The organism is Gibbsiella dentisursi, from assembly GCF_039539505.1.
GTDB lineage: Bacteria > Pseudomonadota > Gammaproteobacteria > Enterobacterales > Enterobacteriaceae > Gibbsiella > Gibbsiella quercinecans.
Map to the genome: position 1 here is coordinate 156,520 of NZ_BAABDG010000009.1, position 19,462 is coordinate 175,981.

At 56.9% G+C, this 19,462-nt stretch carries 17 protein-coding genes and 2 tRNA genes; 15 read left to right on the forward strand and 4 right to left on the reverse strand.

From position 1 onward, the window contains the following. Positions 1-2 precede the first annotated feature (2 nt). The gene (locus ABFX35_RS19655; RefSeq protein WP_346082564.1) at positions 3-602 is read right to left on the reverse strand and encodes an HD domain-containing protein; all 600 of its coding nucleotides are present in this window, start codon (positions 600-602) and stop codon (positions 3-5) included. A gap of 113 nt (positions 603-715) precedes the next feature. Here ABFX35_RS19655 and ABFX35_RS19660 point away from each other — a divergent pair, with 113 nt between their 5' ends. The 14 genes from ABFX35_RS19660 to dppF all read left to right on the forward strand — a co-directional run bounded on the left by ABFX35_RS19660 (position 716) and on the right by dppF (position 15,491). Next, a complete protein-coding gene (locus ABFX35_RS19660) occupies positions 716-1,180 on the forward strand; it encodes a MarR family winged helix-turn-helix transcriptional regulator (protein WP_095846408.1) in 465 nt (154 codons plus the stop codon). A 139-nt stretch (positions 1,181-1,319) separates the two neighbouring features. Then, the gene (locus ABFX35_RS19665; protein ID WP_346082566.1) at positions 1,320-1,745 is read left to right on the forward strand and encodes an organic hydroperoxide resistance protein; all 426 of its coding nucleotides are present in this window, start codon (positions 1,320-1,322) and stop codon (positions 1,743-1,745) included. Between the two features lie 345 nt (positions 1,746-2,090). Next, on the forward strand, positions 2,091-3,782 hold the full coding sequence (eptB, locus tag ABFX35_RS19670; RefSeq protein WP_095846406.1) for a kdo(2)-lipid A phosphoethanolamine 7''-transferase: 1,692 nt from the start codon (positions 2,091-2,093) through the stop codon (positions 3,780-3,782). Between the two features lie 118 nt (positions 3,783-3,900). Next, positions 3,901-4,491, forward strand: coding sequence for a response regulator transcription factor UhpA (gene uhpA, locus ABFX35_RS19675; protein ID WP_095846405.1), 591 nt, complete (start codon positions 3,901-3,903; stop codon positions 4,489-4,491). Next, entirely contained in the window at positions 4,491-6,032 is a 1,542-nt protein-coding gene (gene uhpB / locus ABFX35_RS19680) for a signal transduction histidine-protein kinase/phosphatase UhpB (RefSeq protein WP_279023687.1), read from the forward strand. The genes uhpA and uhpB overlap by 1 nt, the downstream gene beginning before the upstream one ends. 93 nt (positions 6,033-6,125) lie before the next feature. Next, complete coding sequence (gene uhpC, locus ABFX35_RS19685) at positions 6,126-7,454, forward strand: MFS transporter (protein ID WP_095846404.1); 1,329 nt, start codon at positions 6,126-6,128, stop codon at positions 7,452-7,454. 131 nt (positions 7,455-7,585) lie between these two features. Further along, positions 7,586-7,662: transfer RNA gene (locus ABFX35_RS19690), tRNA-Pro, on the forward strand. 51 nt (positions 7,663-7,713) lie between these two features. After that, positions 7,714-7,790 (forward strand) — tRNA-Pro (locus tag ABFX35_RS19695). Positions 7,791-8,245: 455 nt separating this feature from the next. Then, a complete protein-coding gene (locus ABFX35_RS19700) occupies positions 8,246-8,827 on the forward strand; it encodes a YagU family protein (protein WP_183096474.1) in 582 nt (193 codons plus the stop codon). Positions 8,828-9,801: 974 nt separating this feature from the next. Further along, a complete protein-coding gene (gene dppA / locus ABFX35_RS19705; protein ID WP_346082569.1) occupies positions 9,802-11,409 on the forward strand; it encodes a dipeptide ABC transporter periplasmic-binding protein DppA in 1,608 nt (535 codons plus the stop codon). A gap of 161 nt (positions 11,410-11,570) precedes the next feature. Then, positions 11,571-12,590: a dipeptide ABC transporter permease DppB gene (gene dppB, locus ABFX35_RS19710; RefSeq protein ID WP_279023663.1), complete on the forward strand. Its 1,020-nt coding sequence runs from the start codon at positions 11,571-11,573 to the stop codon at positions 12,588-12,590. An 11-nt stretch (positions 12,591-12,601) separates the two neighbouring features. Continuing rightward, positions 12,602-13,504 (forward strand): dipeptide ABC transporter permease DppC, encoded by a 903-nt coding sequence (gene dppC / locus ABFX35_RS19715; RefSeq protein ID WP_095846401.1) that lies wholly within the window; start codon positions 12,602-12,604, stop codon positions 13,502-13,504. Between the two features lie 14 nt (positions 13,505-13,518). Beyond that, a complete protein-coding gene (dppD, locus tag ABFX35_RS19720; protein ID WP_346082570.1) occupies positions 13,519-14,499 on the forward strand; it encodes a dipeptide ABC transporter ATP-binding protein in 981 nt (326 codons plus the stop codon). Continuing rightward, positions 14,496-15,491 carry a dipeptide ABC transporter ATP-binding subunit DppF gene (gene dppF, locus ABFX35_RS19725; RefSeq protein WP_346082572.1) on the forward strand — a complete coding sequence of 332 codons (996 nt, stop codon included), beginning with the start codon at positions 14,496-14,498 and terminating at the stop codon, positions 15,489-15,491. The genes dppD and dppF overlap by 4 nt, the downstream gene beginning before the upstream one ends. A gap of 99 nt (positions 15,492-15,590) precedes the next feature. On the opposite strand, the gene bcsG is transcribed toward dppF, so the two are convergent. The 3 genes from bcsG to bcsE are packed head-to-tail and all read right to left on the reverse strand — an operon-like array spanning position 15,591 to position 19,005. Beyond that, the gene (gene bcsG / locus ABFX35_RS19730) at positions 15,591-17,240 is read right to left on the reverse strand and encodes a cellulose biosynthesis protein BcsG (protein ID WP_279023668.1); all 1,650 of its coding nucleotides are present in this window, start codon (positions 17,238-17,240) and stop codon (positions 15,591-15,593) included. A 3-nt stretch (positions 17,241-17,243) separates the two neighbouring features. Further along, entirely contained in the window at positions 17,244-17,441 is a 198-nt protein-coding gene (bcsF, locus tag ABFX35_RS19735) for a cellulose biosynthesis protein BcsF (RefSeq protein ID WP_121552814.1), read from the reverse strand. Next, on the reverse strand, positions 17,428-19,005 hold the full coding sequence (bcsE, locus tag ABFX35_RS19740) for a cellulose biosynthesis protein BcsE (RefSeq protein WP_346082575.1): 1,578 nt from the start codon (positions 19,003-19,005) through the stop codon (positions 17,428-17,430). The genes bcsF and bcsE overlap by 14 nt, the downstream gene beginning before the upstream one ends. A 268-nt stretch (positions 19,006-19,273) precedes the next feature. Between bcsE and bcsR the strand changes: the two genes are divergently transcribed. Continuing rightward, positions 19,274-19,462: a cellulose biosynthesis protein BcsR gene (bcsR, locus tag ABFX35_RS19745; protein WP_279023673.1), complete on the forward strand. Its 189-nt coding sequence runs from the start codon at positions 19,274-19,276 to the stop codon at positions 19,460-19,462.

Genomic DNA, 19,462 nt, shown 5'->3' on the forward strand with positions numbered 1-19,462 from the left:
GGTTAGGCGGCGTCGTTTTTCTGGTAGCGCTGGCGGGCGGCATCGAACCAACTGGCGGGCACGTTGTGGGGCGGCAGCATCAATTGCGCCAGCCCCTGTTCCACGATCTGGCTGGCCTGGCGCCACAGCGCCGGATCGCCTTCGGTCAGCACTTCCAGCAGCAGTTGCTTTTCCAGCAGGTAGGTTTTGGCAAACTGGCTGTCGTGCTCCAGCAGCGAGCGGGTGTTGTCGATCACATCCGCCAGCTTGATGGTTTTGGCCTGCGGGGAGGCGCCGGCGCTGTGCCGGCGATCGCGGCTTTTGCGGATAAAGCGGCTGCCGCTGCCATGAATGCTGACGTTGGTCAACATATCCACCAGTTGCGCCACCTGCGGGCCGAAACGGCTGGCAATGTCGGCAAGCGTGGTTGGGGTATCTTCTACGGTGTCGTGCAGCCAGGCCGCGGCCAGCATCTCTTCGGTATGCGGCACGCTGCGCACCAGTTCCACCACCGCCTGCGGGTGGACGATATAAGGCGCGTTGGTATATTTCCGGCGCTGATCGATGGCCGCATGCGCCTGTGTGGCGTAGCGCCGGGCGCGTTCCTCCAATGTTGCAGTCATATCCTTTCCTTCCTTTCGCCAGCGGATGGCCCGTTGCCTATAGAGGAAAATAACACATTCGCTTCAAAAAGAAATAGCTTGCGATTACATAGTGCACTATATATATTCGAATAATGAAAAATAAAAACCCTGAACAACTTAACGCGGAAAACACGCTGCTGCTCGATCAGCAGCTGTGTTTTGCCCTGTATTCCGCCAACCTGGCGTTGCACAAGGTGTATCGCAAACTGCTCAATCAGCTCGATCTGACCTATCCGCAGTATCTGGTGATGCTGGTGCTGTGGGAACGGGACGCGTTGACGGTATCGGCCATCGGTGAACGCCTGTTTCTTGATTCCGCCACGCTGACGCCGCTGCTCAAGCGCATGGAGGCCGCGGGCTTGCTGCTGCGCCGCCGGGCCGCCGAGGATGAGCGGCAGGTGATCGTTGCGCTGACCGATGCCGGGCGTGCGCTGCGTGAAAAAGCCCGCACGGTGCCGGAGGCGGTGATGTGCGCGACCGACTGCAGCGTTAATGAAATGCTGGAGATCAAGCAGCGGCTTGAATCGCTGCGCGGCAGGCTGATCAACCAGCTGTGAATCATCGGCACCCGTTTTTAATATAAGATTTAATTAATAAATAGTGAGCGATTAAATAGTAAGTTAAGTTATGTCGGCGCGTGTTTACCTGATAAATCACGCGTCAAACCCGCTAACCTGCAAGCAACAAGAGGTAGTTATGTCTATTGAAAAAGTCGTTTACCAGGCGCATGCCAAAGCCACCGGCGGCCGTGATGGCCGCGCTACGTCCTCTGACGGCGTACTGGATGTGAAACTGGGGGTGCCGAAAGAAATGGGTGGCGCCGGCGGGGCAGTGACCAACCCAGAACAGCTGTTCGCCGCGGGTTATTCCGCTTGTTTCCTCGGCGCTTTGAAATTTGTCGCCGCCAAAGAAAAAGTGAAAATCCCGGCCGACGCCGCGATCGAAGCAACCGTGGGCATCGGTGAAATCCCGAACGGATTCGGCATTGAAGTGCAACTGGATATCTCGCTGCCCGGCGTTGAACGTAGCGTGGCGGAAGCGCTGGTGAAAAAGGCACATGAAGTTTGCCCTTACTCCAACGCCACCCGCGGCAATATTGATGTGACGCTGAACGTTAAGTAACCGTTCGCAGGCGCTTATTCGGTAAGGTGGGGGAAGGCGCCCCGCCTTTTGCGCTGTTCTGCCCTTCATACTTCAAATTGCGGATGTGTTGGCTTGGATCTCTGGGCCTCATCCTGCGCCAGCGCTGTTTAACACGTTTTTGCATTTTATCCTGCGGCTCGAATTATTTTTTTGGGTATAGTTTTATCGCCATCACAAAAAACGGCAAAAAAGCCCCCGCCTGCTAAGAGTTTTCTTGATTATTACCGATAAAACAGTGCTTATTGCCGACTGGCTGAACCTGCCAACATATTGACTGTCTGAATACATCAGTATCTTTTATGTCCTCTGGAGCCACCGCGTTACATGAACAAAGTAAAATCGCTATCACAGCAGAATTTATCGTTATTGTTAGCGATTTATATCGGCATCTTTTTAAACATTTCTGTTTTCTATCGCCGCTTTGACTCGTTGGCGCATGGCCTGCAAGGGATCAAGCTGGTGTCGGCGATCACTGAAGTGATCGCCATCGTCCTGTTTACCTTTTTTATCATGCGGTTGGTTTCACTGGGCGGGCGATTATTCTACCGTATCGTCGCCTCATTGCTGGTGCTGATCTCGGTAGCGGCAAGCTATTACATGACGTTTTTCAACGTGGTGATTGGCTACGGGATTATCGTCTCTGTGATGACTACCGATATCGATCTCTCCAAAGAGGTGATTGGCCTGCACTTTGTGGTGTGGATGGTGCTGGTCAGCGCTTTGCCGCTGCTGTTGATCTGGAAAAATAACCTGCGCGACACGCTGATCGAACAGTTGAAGCAGCCGGGGCACCGTATCCGCCCGCTGTTGGTGCTGCTGGCGGTGGTGGCGCTGGTATGGCTGCCGCTGCGGATGCTGGATAAGGCGCAAAGCGCGCAGGAAAAAATCACCAATATCGATTTGCCCAGCTACGGCGGGGTGGTGGCCCACTCTTATCTGCCGTCCAACTGGCTCTCTGCGCTGGGGCTGTTTGCCTACACCCGCTATGACGAAAGCCAGGACGCGGCCAATCTGTTCGATCCGTCCAAACATTTCACCTACGTGGCGCCACCGGGTATTGATGACACTTATGTGGTGTTTATCATCGGCGAAACCACGCGCTGGGATCATATGGGGATACTGGGTTACGGGCGCGATACTACGCCGAAGCTGTCGAAAGAGAAAAACCTGGCGGCATTCCGCGGTGAATCCTGCGATACCTCGACCAAGCTTTCCCTGCGCTGCATGTTCGTGCGCGAAGGCGGCACCGAAGATAACCCGCAGCGCACGCTGAAAGAGCAGAATATTTTCGCAGTGTTGAAAGAACTGGGCTTCACCTCCGAACTGTTCGCCATGCAGAGCGAAGTGTGGTTTTACAATAATACCGACCCAAACAGCTATTCATTCCGCGAGATGATCGCCTCTGAAAAGCGCAACGACGGTAAATCCGTGGATGACATGCTGCTGGTGAATGAAATGAAGGCTTCGCTGGAGCGCTATCCGAAAGGGAAGCACCTGGTGATCCTGCATACCAAGGGCTCGCACTACCTGTATTCGCAGCGTTACCCGCGCAGCTACGCCCGTTACCAGCCGGAATGCATGGGGGTGGATGATTTCTGCTCCAAGGAGCGGTTGATTAACGCCTATGATAACTCGGTGCTGTACACCGACAGCTTTATCGACAACGTAATTGATCAGGTGCGCGATAAAAAGGCCATCGTGTTTTACGCTTCCGATCATGGCGAGTCGATCGGCGAGAACTCGCACTTGCACGGCACCCCGCGCGAGATGGCGCCGCCGGAGCAGTTCCGGGTGCCGATGCTGGTGTGGGCTTCGGATAAATACCTGGCCGATTCACATAACCGGAAAGCCTTTGAACAACTGCAGGCGCAGCAGCGCATCGGCAAAACGCACCGCCATGTGGAACTGTTCGATACCATCCTCGGCTGCCTTGGCTACAGCTCGCCGGACGGCGGCATCGTGGCGAAAAACAACTGGTGCAGTGCACCGCCGTTGAAAGCCGCTTCCTCGCGTTAATGTCTATCTCCCTGCCGCCCGGCAGGGGGACGCTTTTCGCTTAGCCCAATACTTACCTTCGATCCCGCGCCAGCATGGGGGTATAATTTGCGCCCTTTACCTGACATCGGAGATATCCATGGCCTTACGCGTGGCGTTTATTGACGATCATGACATTGTCCGTTCTGGATTCGTACAGTTGCTTTCGCTGGAGACGGATATTCAGGTTGTGGGGGAGTTCAGCAGTGGAGCCCAGGCGCGCGCCGGCTTGCCGGGGCTCGCGGTGGATGTCTGCATCTGCGATATCTCAATGCCCGACGGCAGCGGGTTGGATTTGTTGGCGGATATTCCTTCCGCCATCCATGTAGTGATGCTGTCGATGCACGATAATCCGGCGCTGGTGGAAATGGCGCTGGCGCGCGGTGCCAGCGGCTTTCTTTCCAAGCGCTGCAAGCCGGAAGATCTGATCACCGCCGTGCGCACCGTGGCCGGCGGTGGGGTTTATCTGATGCCGGAAATCGCACAGCAACTGGCGCGGGTGAAGGTCGATCCGCTCACCCGGCGTGAGCGTGAAGTCGCCCTGCTGTTGGCGCAAGGGCAAGAGGTGCGCCAGATCGCCGCCGTGCTCGGGCTATCGCCCAAAACCGTGCATGCGCACCGCGCCAACCTGTTCGCCAAGCTGGGCATCAACAATAACGTCGAGCTGGCGCAGCGGATGCTCAACCTATGATGCAACGCGCTATCACGCAATTGGCGCTGTTTTTTTTCTATGCCGCTAGCGCATTTTGCCTGTGGGGCATTGGCACGGCGATGATTGAGCCGCCCTGGCAGGCCCTGTTGTTGTTCCCGTTTGGCCTGCGCATGGGCATCTTGTTGCAATGCCCATACCGTTTCTGGCCGGGCATTCTGCTGGCGGACGTGATGCTGATGTGGCTGTTGGCCGATCAGTTTGGTTACGGGCCGGCGCTGTGGGCGTCGCTGGCGGTATTGGTGCTGACGACGTTGCTCAGTATGCTGATATCGCCGTGGTTGCTGCGCCGTCAGCAAAGCGGCAGCGAGTGGCGCTGGCCGTTGCAACAAGGAGCGGTGGTCGCCGCCGCCGCGTTGTTGCAGGCCGCCGTATGGCAGATAGTCAGCGGCGAAGGGGGGCGGGCGCTACTGTTTGGCTTGGCAGGGGGGTTTACCGTGGCGCCGACCTGCCTGCTGCTGTGGCATTACCTGATGCGCCAGATCTGGGTGCCGCTGGAACCCGGGCTTATCCATCAGCCGGTGCGGCTGCGCCTGCTGCCGCTGGGGGGCTATCTGCTGCTGTTTGCCCTGAGCATCTGGCTGCAACAGCAGGTGAATGCGGTGGAGTTGCGCCGTTTCGCGCCGTTTTGCCTGGCGATACCGATCGTCTTTATGGCTTACCGCTACGGCTGGAAGGGGGCGTTATTGGCCACCTTGCTCAACGGCGTGGCGCTGGTAGCTAATGAGCCGCCGCGCCAGGATGCTCACCGCGATCTGCTGCTCTCTCTTTTAGCACAAAGCCTGACCGGGCTGCTGCTTGGCGCGGGCATTCAGCGCCAGCGCGAACTCAACCTGCAACTGCGGCTGCGCCTGAATGAGAACCGCCAACTGGCGCGCGCGTTGGTGACGGCTGAAGAGCGCACCCGGCGCGAAGTGGCGCGGGAACTGCATGATGAAGTCGGCCAGACCATCACCGTTATCCGTACCCAGGCCAGCATTGTGAAACGTCTTGCCGCGCAGCCACCGCTGATCGCCTGTGCCGAGACCATTGAAGCGCAGGCGCTGCGCGTGTACGACGGCGTGCATGACGTGCTGGCCCAGTTATGGCCCGCGGCGCTGAACAACCTGCCGCTGTCGGCGGCGGTGGCGGCAATGCTGCGCGATTTGTTGCCGCAGGACGATTCACTGGTGAGCGTGGTGCAGTGGCAGGTGCCGGACGCATTGCTGGATGACACATTGAAAATCACCCTATATCGGGTATGCCAGGAAGGCATCACCAATGCCTGCCGCCACGCCAACGCCAGCCAGATCGCGCTGGATGCGCGCCTGGAGGACGATCGCCTGCGCGGGCGCGTCATCCGGCTGACTATTCGCGATAACGGCCGGGGCATCGATCCGAGCAGCCACCAGCCGGGTTACGGCCTGCGCGGCATGCAAGAGCGCATCAGCGCGCTGGGCGGCAGTTTGCAATTAATGCAGGACCACGGTACCTGCCTGAATGTGACATTACCCGCAATTTCGCCGCAAGAACGGGAAAACTAGGAAATAGTCCTGGATCGATTGGGAAATCGGCGTAAGGCATTTGCGCGCGCGCGCGGCAAGATAGCGCGACTTTTTTATTCTCTGAGGTTCCATATGTGGTTCTTTCTTAAAAGCAGCCCGGATGCGCCGAAAATAACCGATCAAAAACAGATCGATTCAACCTACAAATACTGGCGTATTCAGCTGATGTGGACGATGTACATCGGCTATGCGGCGTTTTACTTCACGCGCAAAAGTTTCAACTTCATCATGCCGGCGATGCTGAGCGACCTTGGCCTGACGATGTCTGACGTCGGCATCCTCGGCACGCTGTTTTATATCACTTACGGCTGCTCGAAATTTATCTCCGGGATGATCAGTGACCGTTCCAACCCGCGTTATTTCATGGGGCTGGGCCTGATCATGACCGGTGTGTTGAACATCTTCTTTGGCTTGAGTTCGTCACTGTTGATGTTGAGCACGCTGTGGATCCTCAACGCATTCTTCCAGGGCTGGGGCTGGCCACCGTGTTCGAAAATTCTCACTAACTGGTACTCCCGCTCCGAACGCGGTGGTTGGTGGGCGATGTGGAATACCTCGCATAACTTTGGCGGGGCGCTGATTCCGCTGTTGGTCGGCGTTATTTCACTGCATTTCAACTGGCGCTACGGCATGATTATCCCCGGAATTATCGGCGTGATGCTGGGGCTGCTGATGTGCTGGCGCCTGCGCGACAAGCCGGGCAGCATGGGCCTGCCGACCGTAGGGAAATGGCGTAACGATGCCATGGAGCTGGTGCAGGAATCCGAAGGGCAAGGGTTGAGCAGCCGTGAAATCATCAAGCGTTACGTACTGACCAACAAATACATCTGGCTGTTGGCGGTGTCTTATGTGCTGGTGTACATCGTGCGTACGGCGATCAATGACTGGGGCAACCTGTACCTGACGCAGGAGAAAGGCTACTCGCTGATGACCGCCAACTCGGCGATCTCGCTGTTTGAAGTGGGCGGCTTCATCGGCTCGCTGGTCGCCGGCTGGGGTTCCGATAAGCTGTTTCGCGGCAACCGCGGCCCGATGAACCTGATCTTCGCTATAGGTATTTTCCTGTCGGTCGCCGCACTGTGGTTGATGCCGGGTGTAACCTACCTGCTGCAGGCGGCCTGTTTCTTCGCCATTGGCTTCTTTATCTTTGGCCCGCAGATGCTGATTGGCATGGCGGCCGCTGAATGCTCGCATAAAGATGCGGCGGGCGCTGCCACCGGTTTTGTCGGTCTGTTTGCCTACCTGGGCGCGGCGCTGTCCGGCTACCCGATCGCCCGGGTGATGGAAGTGTGGCACTGGAATGGCTTCTTTGTGGTGATTTCCATCGCTGCCTGCCTGTCTGCTCTATTCCTACTGCCGTTCTTGCGCGCGCAGTCACCAAAATTGGCACCGCAGACATAACGCGAAATGCGCTGCGCTGCAGCCGCGTAGCGCGTTTTTTGGCTAATGCGCTGATTTTGTCGCCAGCTAAATGGCCAGCGGCAAAAAGTGATTGACGCCTATTATCGCCAGCAGTAAGATGCGCCCCGCATCGGCGAGTAGCGCAGCCTGGTAGCGCAACACGTTCGGGACGTGTGGGTCGGAGGTTCAAATCCTCTCTCGCCGACCAATCCCTTATGTTGGCTACTGCCGATCAAGATTACAACGATTTACCCCGCATCGGCGAGTAGCGCAGCTTGGTAGCGCAACTGGTTTGGGACCAGTGGGTCGGAGGTTCGAATCCTCTCTCGCCGACCACATTCGAGAAACCTGCTTTCATAAGCAGGTTTTTTTTCGTCTGCAGTTTGGGAAAACCGTGCCGCCGAAGGCGGTTTCTTCCGGCGTTGCGGTGGAGTTGTTACATAATAAAATCCGGCACTGTCACTGCTGAAAGGTGAAAGGAAATGTCCGCCGGATGTGATACACAGGCGAATCAAATACCATAACGACACTATCAAATGTCATCATGGCAAGCCATTTCCCTTTGGCCATCCTCTGGGTGTGGGGCGTTTGGTGAGCTGTTTATGGAAATATAGAGCTTCGTCATAGGCGGAAGGCTCGTTTACTCGCATGTTGACAATCGTGCCCATATCCAGAACAAAGCGATATATTGATTTTAAGTAAAGTAGTTACTTAAAATGACCGCGTAAAGGCGTTTGCTGTTCCATTGTTCCCCAAACCCCTGCATAACTCTTATTAAGGAAGATATATCTGTGAAAATCTGGAATAAAATCAATATTGGCATAATTGTTTGGGCTACGCTCATTGGCGGAGCCATCAGTTCACTGGTGAAATCGGGTACTGAGGTTAATATGCCGCCTAGAGTTACTGGAGAGATCTCCCCCCCGGCTCTTAATATAGATGCCTGGCTTGGCGGATTAGGAATTAACTCTCATTCGCTGGACTATATTTATCAGGGCGTAACCATCCCTGGCGCGGTGATGCTTTATCACTGGCTTTTCAGTTTTGGGTTTGCTTTCTTGTATGTCCTCTTTGCAGCTGTTACCCCTAAAATAAGACTCTGGTATGGCGCTGCCTACGGCATTGTTATCACGCTTGTCATGCATGGTCTGCTCATTCCAGCCCTCGGCTTCCGGAATCCTGTATATCTTCACGGTAAAACAGGATGGCTTTGGGACCTCAATGGTTATGAGTTCTGGAGCGAGCTTATCGGTCATATTTGCTGGTCCGTGTCGATTGAAATCTGTCTCATCGCTGTGCTGGCTATTTTTTCGAAACCTCTCTGGGGAGCATGGGCGAATAAACGGCCAGACATGGAGAGCACTGTGCAGTGACAATCAGGCCGTCCTACGCCAGCGTAGTGGGGCGTTGTCTGCGCGAATTGACCTATTCCGGCTGACGTATGCCCTGACGGCCATGCAGAGAGTATAAGCGGCGGATTTTCGCCGGATCATTTTCAGTCCTACCGGTCATTCTCACGACAGTGCTGCAGTGGTTATGCAGCACTGTTGCAAATCCCAGGCGAGTGATAGTCCTTTCTGGCATTGGTGCGCCGCATGAACGTATTCAACGGCTGCCATCTATCTATGGCTAATAGAAGGTTATTTTTCAGTAGGATAGGCGCACAATTATCAGGGGCATCTGCCTTCGTGGGATCCACTTTTGTAGCACGTTATCGCAGTATAACCTGCCGCTGGCGATCTTTTTACAGTGGAAAGTTTTTTCACGCCGCACAGATTGTTGTGTTTAGCTGTTCAAATAACCGTCACCCGCCAATGCCGTTAACCGGTGCTACAGTATTTCATCCTGTTTTTAGCAACTATTTTGAAATTTATCGAGTAAATATTCATCACTTAATCGAGGTGTTTTTTTGTTTTTTATCGGTTGTAAATGTGGTGTTTAAATAATTTACCGGAGAATAATTCTGCTTAACGGCTTTAATTCCTTATTTAAATACCAATTATGTTAATAACTGGTGTCTTTTATGTTTGTTTGTTGTTTCTCACAAACCGCGTAAAACCCTACAGGTTATATTGACGCCACCCCAAACAGTTGGCAATTTGATAGCCTCAGGGGTGAGTTGGGCGCATGCGGTTGTGAGTTCCCGATGCGTAAATTTCCTATTGCGATGCGTGCCTGCCGGTGCGCATGTGCGATATCTCCCTTTCTTTGCTTTCAGGCGACCATCGTACTGGCCGTGTAATAAAAAATATAAGGCTGGGCGGTAATTAGCCGTGAGTTTTCGCCGCTGCTGCAGTGGGAGCGGAACTCCCGGCTACACACACATCACACGAATGGAGCACTAACGATGACACGTTCCTTGGGTAAATTGGGAATTTTGAAATTCGGTATCGGGTTGGTTGCGTTGGCCGTTGCCGCCGGCGTGCAGGCAAAAACGTTGGTCTTCTGCTCGGAAGGCTCACCGGAAGGGTTTAACCCGCAGCTGTTTACCACCAGTACCACCTATGATGCCAGCTCGGTGCCGATCTATAACCGCCTGCTGGAATTCAAACTGGGCACCACGGAAGTGGAGCCTGGGCTGGCGGAAAGCTGGGAGGTGAGCGAAGACGGGAAAACCTATACTTTCCACCTGCGTAAAGGAGTGAAGTGGCAATCCAACAAAGACTTCAAGCCGACCCGCGACTTCAATGCCGACGACGTATTGTATACCTTCGAGCGTCAGTTGGATCCGCAGCACCCTTACCATAAGGTGTCCGGCGGCAACTATGAATACTTCCTCGGCATGGGTATGCAGGATCTGATCGCCAAGATTGAGAAAGTGGACGAGTACACTGTGCGATTTAGCCTGAACCGGACGGAATCACCGTTCCTGGCCGATCTGGGGATGGACTTCGCCTCTGTCCTGTCGGCGGAATATGCCGACAACATGCTGAAAGCCGGCACGCCGGAAAAGGTCGATCTTAACCCAATCGGCACCGGCCCGTTCCAACTGCTGCAGTACCAGAAAGACTCGCGCATCCTCTACAAGGCGTTTGACGGCTACTGGGGCAGCAAACCGAAAATCGATCGCCTGGTGTTCTCTATCACGCCGGATGCCTCCGTGCGCTACGCCAAACTGCAGAAAAACGAATGCCAGGTGATGCCGTTCCCGAACCCGGCCGATCTGGCGCGCATGAAACAGGATAAATCGATCACCGTGCTGGAAAAACCCGGCCTGAACGTGGGCTACGTGGCGTTCAACGTCGAGAAAAAACCGCTGGATAATGTGAAGGTGCGTCAGGCGCTGACCCTGGCGGTCAACAAGCAGGCGATTATCGAAGCGGTATACCAGGGGGCAGGCCAGCCGGCCAAGAACCTGATCCCGCCGACCATGTGGAGCTATAACAACGCGGTGCAGGATTACACCTACGATCCGGCCAAAGCCAAAGAACTGCTGAAGGAAGCCGGCTTGCCGGATGGCTTCTCCATCGATTTGTGGGCGATGCCGGTGCAGCGGCCGTACAACCCGAACGCTCGCCGCATGGCGGAAATGATCCAGTCCGACTGGGCGAAAATTGGCGTACAAGCCAAAATCGTCTCCTATGAGTGGGGTGAATACCTCAAGCGAGCCAAAGACGGCGAACATCAGACTGTGATGATGGGCTGGACCGGCGACAATGGGGATCCGGATAACTTCTTCGCCACCCTGTTTAGCTGCGCGGCGGCAAAAGATGGCTCCAACTATTCCCGCTGGTGCTACAAACCGTTTGAAGATCTGATTCAACCGGCCCGCGCCGAAGCCAACCATGACAAACGCGTAGCGCTGTACCAACAGGCGCAGGTAGTGATGCACGATCAGGCGCCGGCGCTGCTTGTCGCACACTCGACCGTTTACGAGCCTGTGCGTAAAGAAGTGAAGGGCTACGTGGTGGATCCGCTTGGTAAGCATCACTTTGAGAACGTTTCGTTGGATTAACCGCCAGGTTTGCTACGGGAAAGCACCCGGCGCACCGGGGATGGCCACGGCATCCTGCATGCCGGCGGCCTTTTCCCGTGAGAAGCGTTTCAACGCGTGTGAGCATTAATAAGCCCGGCGGACTATGAGCCGCCGGGCATTTTATACAGAGAACCCGGAATATGCTGCAGTTCATACTCCGACGTTTGGGGTTAGTCATCCCAACGTTTATCGGCATTACGTTGCTGACCTTTGCCTTTGTCCACATGATCCCCGGCGATCCGGTCACCATTATGGCCGGCGAGCGCGGGATATCCGCCGAACGCCACGCCCAGGTGATGGCGGAAATGGGGCTGGACAAGCCGCTTTATCAACAATATTTCACCTACGTCTCCCATGTGCTGCAAGGCGATCTGGGCACCTCGCTTAGAAGCCGCATCGCCGTGTGGGAAGAGTTCGTGCCGCGCTTTAAGGCCACGCTGGAACTGGGCATCTGTGCGATGCTTTTCGCCATGCTGGTCGGTATTCCGGTCGGGGTGTTGGCGGCGGTAAAACGCGGTTCGATCTTCGATCATACCGCGGTCGGTATTTCACTGACCGGCTATTCAATGCCGATCTTCTGGTGGGGCATCATGCTGGTCATGCTGGTGTCGGTGCACCTAAACCTGACGCCGGTGTCGGGGCGCATCAGCGATACCGTGTTCCTGGACGACAGCTACCCGCTCACTGGCTTTATGCTGATCGACACGCTGTTCTGGGGCGAGCCGGGGGATTTTCTGGACGCGGTGATGCACATGATCCTGCCGGCGATAGTGCTGGGCACCATTCCGCTGGCGGTGATCGTGCGGATGACCCGTTCATCCATGCTGGAAGTGCTGGGGGAAGACTATATCCGTACCGCCCGCGCCAAGGGCGTGAGCCGCATGCGGGTGATCGTGGTGCACGCGCTGCGCAATGCGTTGCTGCCGGTGGTCACGGTGATCGGCCTGCAGGTGGGCACGCTGTTGGCGGGCGCCATTCTGACCGAAACCATTTTCTCCTGGCCCGGGTTAGGGCGCTGGCTGATTGATGCGTTGCAGCGCCGCGACTATCCGGTGGTGCAGGGGGGCGTCTTGTTGGTCGCCTGTATGATTATCCTGGTTAACTTGCTGGTAGACGTGCTCTACGGCGTGATTAACCCGCGTATTCGGCATAGAAAATAAGGGGCGCCACGATGACTCAAATCACTGAGCCGGCGGTTAACGCTGCGCCAACGCCGATGACCCCGCTGCAGGAGTTTTGGCACTATTTCAAACGCAATAAAGGGGCCGTGGTCGGCCTGGTCTATATCGTCCTGATGCTGGTGATTGCCATCGGCGCCGGGGTGCTGGCGCCGCATGCGCCGGCGGAGCAGTTCCGCGATGCATTACTCAAACCGCCGGCCTGGCAAGAAGGCGGTAGCTGGAGCTACATTCTGGGCACGGACGACGTGGGCCGCGACGTGCTTTCGCGGCTGATGTTCGGTGCGCGCCTGTCGCTGCTGGTGGGCTGCCTGGTGGTGGTGCTCTCGCTGATTCTGGGCGTGATCTTCGGCCTGTTGGCCGGTTATTACGGCGGCGTGGTGGATGCCGCGATCATGCGCGTGGTCGATATCATGCTGGCGTTGCCCAGCTTGCTGTTGGCGTTGGTGCTGGTGGCGATCTTCGGCCCGTCGATAGTCAATGCGTCGCTGGCGCTGACCTTTGTCGCCCTGCCGCACTATGTGCGTTTGACGCGTTCGGCGGTGCTGGTTGAGGTGAATCGCGACTATGTTACCGCTTCGCGGGTGGCCGGCGCCGGCGCGTTGCGCCAGATGTTTGTCAATATCCTGCCGAACTGCCTGGCGCCGCTGATCGTTCAGGCTTCTCTGGGGTTCTCTAACGCGATTCTGGATATGGCCGCGCTGGGCTTCCTGGGTATGGGCGCCCAGCCGCCGACGCCGGAGTGGGGCACCATGCTTTCCGATGTGCTGCAGTTTGCGCAAAGCGCCTGGTGGGTGGTGACCTTCCCCGGCGTGGCTATTTTGCTGACGGTACTGGCATTTAACCTGATGGGGGACGGCCTGCGCGATGCTCTCGACCCCAAACTCAAGCAGTAACCGAGGAACGGAACATGGCGTTATTGAATATAGACAAGCTGTCGGTGCACTTCGGTGATGAAGGCACGCCGTTTCGAGCGGTAGACCGCATCAGCTACAGCGTGGATCGCGGGCAGGTGGTCGGCATCGTCGGTGAATCCGGCTCCGGTAAATCCGTCAGTTCGCTGGCGATCATGGGGCTGATTGATTATCCCGGTAAAGTCATGGCCGACAAGCTGGAGTTTGACGGCCAGGATTTACGCAAGATCTCTGAAAAAGAGCGGCGCCAGTTGGTGGGTTCGGAAGTGGCGATGATTTTTCAGGATCCGATGACCAGCCTGAATCCGTGCTATACCGTGGGCTACCAGATCATGGAGGCGCTTAAGGTGCACCAGGGCGGCAATCGCCGCACCCGGCGCAGCCGCGCGATCGATCTGCTGACCCAGGTCGGCATTCCCGATCCCGCCTCGCGGCTGGATGTGTATCCGCATCAGCTTTCCGGCGGCATGAGCCAGCGCGTAATGATCGCTATGGCGATTGCCTGCCGGCCGAAGCTGTTGATCGCGGATGAGCCGACCACGGCGCTCGATGTGACCATCCAGGCGCAAATTATTGAACTGCTGCTGGAGCTGCAACAGCGTGAGAATATGGCGCTGCTGCTGATTACCCACGATTTGGCGCTGGTTTCCGAAGCGGCGCACCACATTATCGTGATGTACGCCGGGCAGGTGGTGGAATCCGGCAGCGCTGCGGATATCTTCAGCGCGCCGCGCCACCCCTACACGCAGGCGCTGTTGCGCGCGTTGCCCGAGTTCGCCGCCGACAAGGCGCGCCTGGCCTCGCTGCCGGGCGTGGTGCCGGGCAAATACGACCGGCCAGGCGGCTGTCTGCTCAACCCGCGCTGCCCGTATGCCAACGCGCGCTGCCGTGTTGAAGAGCCGGAACTGCGCAGCATTGCTGGCCGTCTGGTTAAATGTCACACACCGCTTGATGATGCGGGGAGGCCAACGCTATGAGCCAACATCACCCTTTATTGCAGGCGATAGACCTGAAGAAACACTACCCGGTGAAGACGGGGCTGTTTGCCCCCGAGCGGCTGGTAAAAGCGCTGGACGGGATTTCCTTTACCCTGGAGCGCGGTAAAACGCTGGCGGTGGTGGGGGAATCCGGCTGCGGCAAATCCACGCTCGGCCGTTTGCTGACCATGATTGAAACCCCGACCGGCGGGGAGCTGTACTATCAGGGGCAGGATTTATTGAAGCCGGATATCACGGCGGAGAAGCTGCGGCGCCAGAAGATCCAGATCGTGTTCCAGAATCCTTATGGATCGCTTAACCCACGCAAGAAAATCGGCCAGATCCTTGAGGAGCCGCTGCTGATCAACACCTCGCAGAGTGCGGCGGCGCGGCGCGAAAAGGCGCTGGCGATGATGGCGAAAGTGGGCCTGAAAACGGAGCACTACGATCGCTATCCGCACATGTTTTCCGGCGGCCAGCGCCAGCGTATCGCGATTGCGCGTGGGCTGATGCTGAACCCGGACGTGGTGATCGCCGATGAGCCGGTTTCCGCGCTCGACGTTTCGGTGCGGGCGCAGGTGCTGAACCTGATGATGGATTTGCAGCAGGAACTGGGGCTGTCTTATGTGTTCATTTCACACGATCTGTCGGTGGTGGAGCACATTGCGGACGAGGTGATGGTGATGTACCTGGGCCGTTGCGTCGAGAAAGGCAGCAAAGAGGCGATTTTCAGCAACCCGCGCCACCCGTATACGCAGGCGTTGCTGTCTGCTACGCCGCGGCTGAACCCGGCGTTGCGCCGTGAGCGCATCAAACTGACCGGTGAGCTGCCCAGCCCGCTGAACCCACCGCCGGGTTGTGCGTTCAATGCCCGCTGCCGCCGGGCTTTTGGCGCCTGTACGCAACAGCAGCCGCAACTGCGGGCGTATGGCGATCAGCAGGTGGCCTGTTTTGCCGTCGATCAGGATGAAGCGGCCGTGCAGGAGGCATAAATCAACGCTTCGGTGAAGGGGCGGCGAAGGCAAGCCGCCCTGTTGGTCTCGCCGCTATCGGCCACCCGTGGCCGATAGCGTTCTGCCGGAACCAGAGGATTACAACGGATACGGCACCCAGTCGCCGCCCTTCAGGCGAATATAATTTTTATCTTGATACTGCATCATGATCGCGTTTTCGTTTTCAGACACCACCGCGGTTTGCGGCAGCCCCTGCGTCAGGGTTTGCCAGTCAACGCTCGGTGCGGAAAATATCTTGCCGTCCACCAATCGTGAAACCAGCTCCGACAGCGCCAGGAAACTGCTCTGCGTCTTCACATGCCACGGGCTGCCGGCGTGCGCGGCCTGCAAACCGATAACCTTGATGCCCACCGGAATATGGGTAATGCTCGGGCTGGGAATATCGCGCAGGCCCGACATCTGAATCTTGTCGCCGGCCAACGCCGCGCCGTGTTCCGGTATGATCACCACCACCACTTTGCGGCCGGATTTTTCCAACTCGTCAAGGAAGGTGTTCAACTGATCCAGCAGTTGCTGGGCGCGCGGCTGGTAGTCGGCGCTTTTATTGCTGCCAACCAGCCGGTTGCCGTCATGCAGCGGAATAATGTTAAAGAAGGTGGCGCTGCGCGGCGCATTGTTCTTGTTCTGCTGGGCCAGCCAGTTTCTTAACAGCGCCAAATCGTTGAGGATCGGCTCGCCGTCAAACGAGGTCATCTCGTGGCCGATGCCGGCCTGCGACATCAGCGGCGCCTGCATATCCCCCTGTTCGCGGATCTCTTTCAGGTAGTGGCCGAATTCGCCGGAGTGATCCAGCATCAGCTGTTCCTTGAAACCCAGCTTGGCAAGGTTGCTGAACAGATAACACTGCGGATCGGCCGGCCGGTACAGATCGGTATGCGAAGGTTGCCCGCAGCTGGCGCGCAGCAGCCGGATGGAGGCCGGGTTGCTGTAGGAGGTCGCCGAATTGAAGTTGTCGAAGATGACGTCCATTTTGGCCCACAGCGGATGGTGCTCCAGCTTCACTTCGTCCAGATCGGCCCAGGCGAGGGAACAGATGTTGATCATCAGCAGGTCAAAGGGTTGGGCATCCGCCGGCAGCGCGGCCGGGAAGGCCGTCACACGCTTTTTCTCCTGGCTGTAGAACTGTTCCAGATAGGCGCTCAGGTTGGCGTTGGTCGGCGGCCCATTGGCGGCCGTGGGGCTGGTGTCGGCTGCCGAGGCCGGCGCGGGGGCATTGGCGATAGGGGCCGCCACGGTGCTGGCCGGCGTCAGGGAAAATGCCGGGCCGCCGATCGCCAGCAGGTTGAGCCAGGCCAACGCCGCGACGGTAAATACCGTTACGCGGATCCATTGCGATAAAAACAGATAGGCCACCAGTAACACGAAGGCGGCGCCCACCATCTGCCAGTTGATAAAGCGGTCAATCAACTCCAGCAGGTATGCCGCGCTGAAGCTGGTCACCTGTGAGCCCTGGCTGAGGATACTGCTGAGGCCGGGCAGCCAGGTATCGTGATAGAACAGCGCGATGCCGATAGGGATCGCAATCATGTGGCGCCAGCGGTGTAGCCGCAATGCCGGGATCGGCATCAGCAGGAATGCCATAAACACCAGGTTCGGCAGCGGATGAAAATTGAGGTAGCCAAACCACAGCAGGGCGAACTTGGCCAGAAAGTAGTAGTTCCAGCCGCCGAGGCCGCGCCAGTAGCGCCATGGCGCATTGGCGCTCGGCGTTATTTTTTTCTCACTCATGGTCTATTTTTTATGCTTTATGTGGTGTGAAGAACCTTCGCGTACCCATAACCCAGCGGATTTCAAATAGCGCGGTGATGAAAACAGGTTCAGCCAGTATCGCCGCCAATGGGGAAAACGCCGGTGGAACGCGTATCCTAGCGGGATAAAAATCAGTGCAAACAGGATGGCCAGTTGCACGATGTCATTAAGATTCAGCATGCGATGGCTCCCTGGGGTTGCTGGTAAGCAGGGTTATGGCCACCGGTTGGCGGCGTTCCTGCGTTGGCGCGGCGGTTTCGCCGGCGGCGGCCGGGAAAACGGGCAGCGCCGTTTTCCCCAACTGAACGGTGGGCTGAGCATGGCTCAACACTTTGATTTCAGAGATAATATCCGTGTCCTGATACCACACTTTGCGGTTGCTGAATGCTTCATCTACCGGCAGGCGGAAGATATGCTGCAAGGCCGTTTCCAGATCGTTAATGCGGCAGGTGGAGAGATACAACACCAGTTGGCCCTGGATGATGGTCATCACATCCCCAAACCGGCGCAGGTGGCATAGGGTCATCGCCTGTTCGGCATGTAGCCCGGGCGCCGGGCGCAACGCTACCATCACCCCTTTGCCGTTTTCAGGCAGTAGCGTGTTTTCCATCAGCTTCAGCACCGTGTCGGTGAAGTCGCCCGGCCGCATGTAGCCTTTCACCTGCAGCGGCCGCAGGCCGGCCAGCAGGATATCAATGTCCTCCGGCACGTGGCGCGGGAAGCGTTGGCCCTGCACGCCTTCCAGCATGGTCAGGAAACGCGAGAGCGGGGCCAGGTGTGGTGCTATCAGATTGGCGCCGCAGGCCAGCAGCAGGCGCTCGTCGCTGTAGCGCAGGCAGGGCTTCATTTCACGCACCACAATCTTCATGTTGTCGCCGCGCAGCCGGCGCAGGCCGTGGATATGATAGGCCAGGGCTTCTATCTGCTCGGTGTGGGCCAGCGAAAAAATCAGCGTGGCGGCAAGCTGCAGCATACCGTGTTGGGCCAGTTGCGCATTGTCTTCAAACAGGCGCCAACTGCGGGAGAGCGGCGGGGCGCCCTCCAGAATACTGATTTCCGCCAGGTAGTCTTCTTCATCGTTGCGGCCCGAGGTGGCTGCGAGCGGCCTGCCATGCTCTTCAAACGGCTGCCAGCCCAGCTCACCGGGGACAAGCGTCAGCAATTGGTTGGCGTTGATGCTCTTTTGCGTGCTCCACCAGTTCACCAGATATTGCGCGCTGTCCTGTTGCCATTGCAGGCTGGCCAGGCCGCTTAAGATTTGGTGGGCGGTGCCGAGCTGATCGCGCAGCCGGCTTACCCCGTTGCCATGGCTGAGGATCAGCAGCGTGCAGTGCCGGCTGCGCAGCCAGTGGCGCAGGCCATCGGCCCAGGCGTGCAATTCCTGGCTGGTAAAGGTTTGCCATTGGCTGGCGTGGACAAACAGAATCAGCAGGCGGTGGCTGGGGTTCAGGGCGCGCATCAGATCGTCAGGCAGGGAAAGCAGAGCCGCTTTTTTCTCCGGCAGCGTATAGAGCGGCAGTTTTTTCAACGCGGGCGCTTTGATCCCGGCCATTAACTTTTCTGGTTTGCTGCCGCAGCAAATCAAGGCTGCCCGGCTGTCTTCCTGCTGGGCGGCGATAACCTGTTGGCAGAACAGCTGAGCGTCGGATTGGCGGTTGCTGTTGACCCAGTAAAAGCCGGGGGACTGCATCACTGAAAGATCTTCCCAAACTTGCCGAAGACCTAACGAAAAGGATTGTGCCATAAGATTTTTATCTACTTTCTTTAAAATTCGCCGCCCAGACATCAGTAACCGGTTAAATGGCGCCAAACGGTGCGTACAGCGCCAAATTAACCCCGAGCCCCGCGCTAACCGGGGGCAGGCTAATGACGGCGCTAAGCCTTCAATGACGTTTATCGGTTTTGATAATAGCAAAAATCCTAGTGAATAAAGTAATATGAGTTGAGAATTATCTTATCTATTATTTATTGTTTATAGTGAACCGTATTAGCCCTTTTTTTAAGGCTGTGAAATGACGTATCCATTTTCCCACTCTGCCGATACGTTGGCTGAGGCGCGGGACGACTTACAGGCATTAAGCCAGACATTTGCATTGCCGCCGTTGAATTACATCGATATCTCGAGTCAGGAACGCTTAACGCAAATGATGGATAACTGGCCGTTACTGGCCGAGTTGGCGCAGGGCGCCGGGAGCCATTAG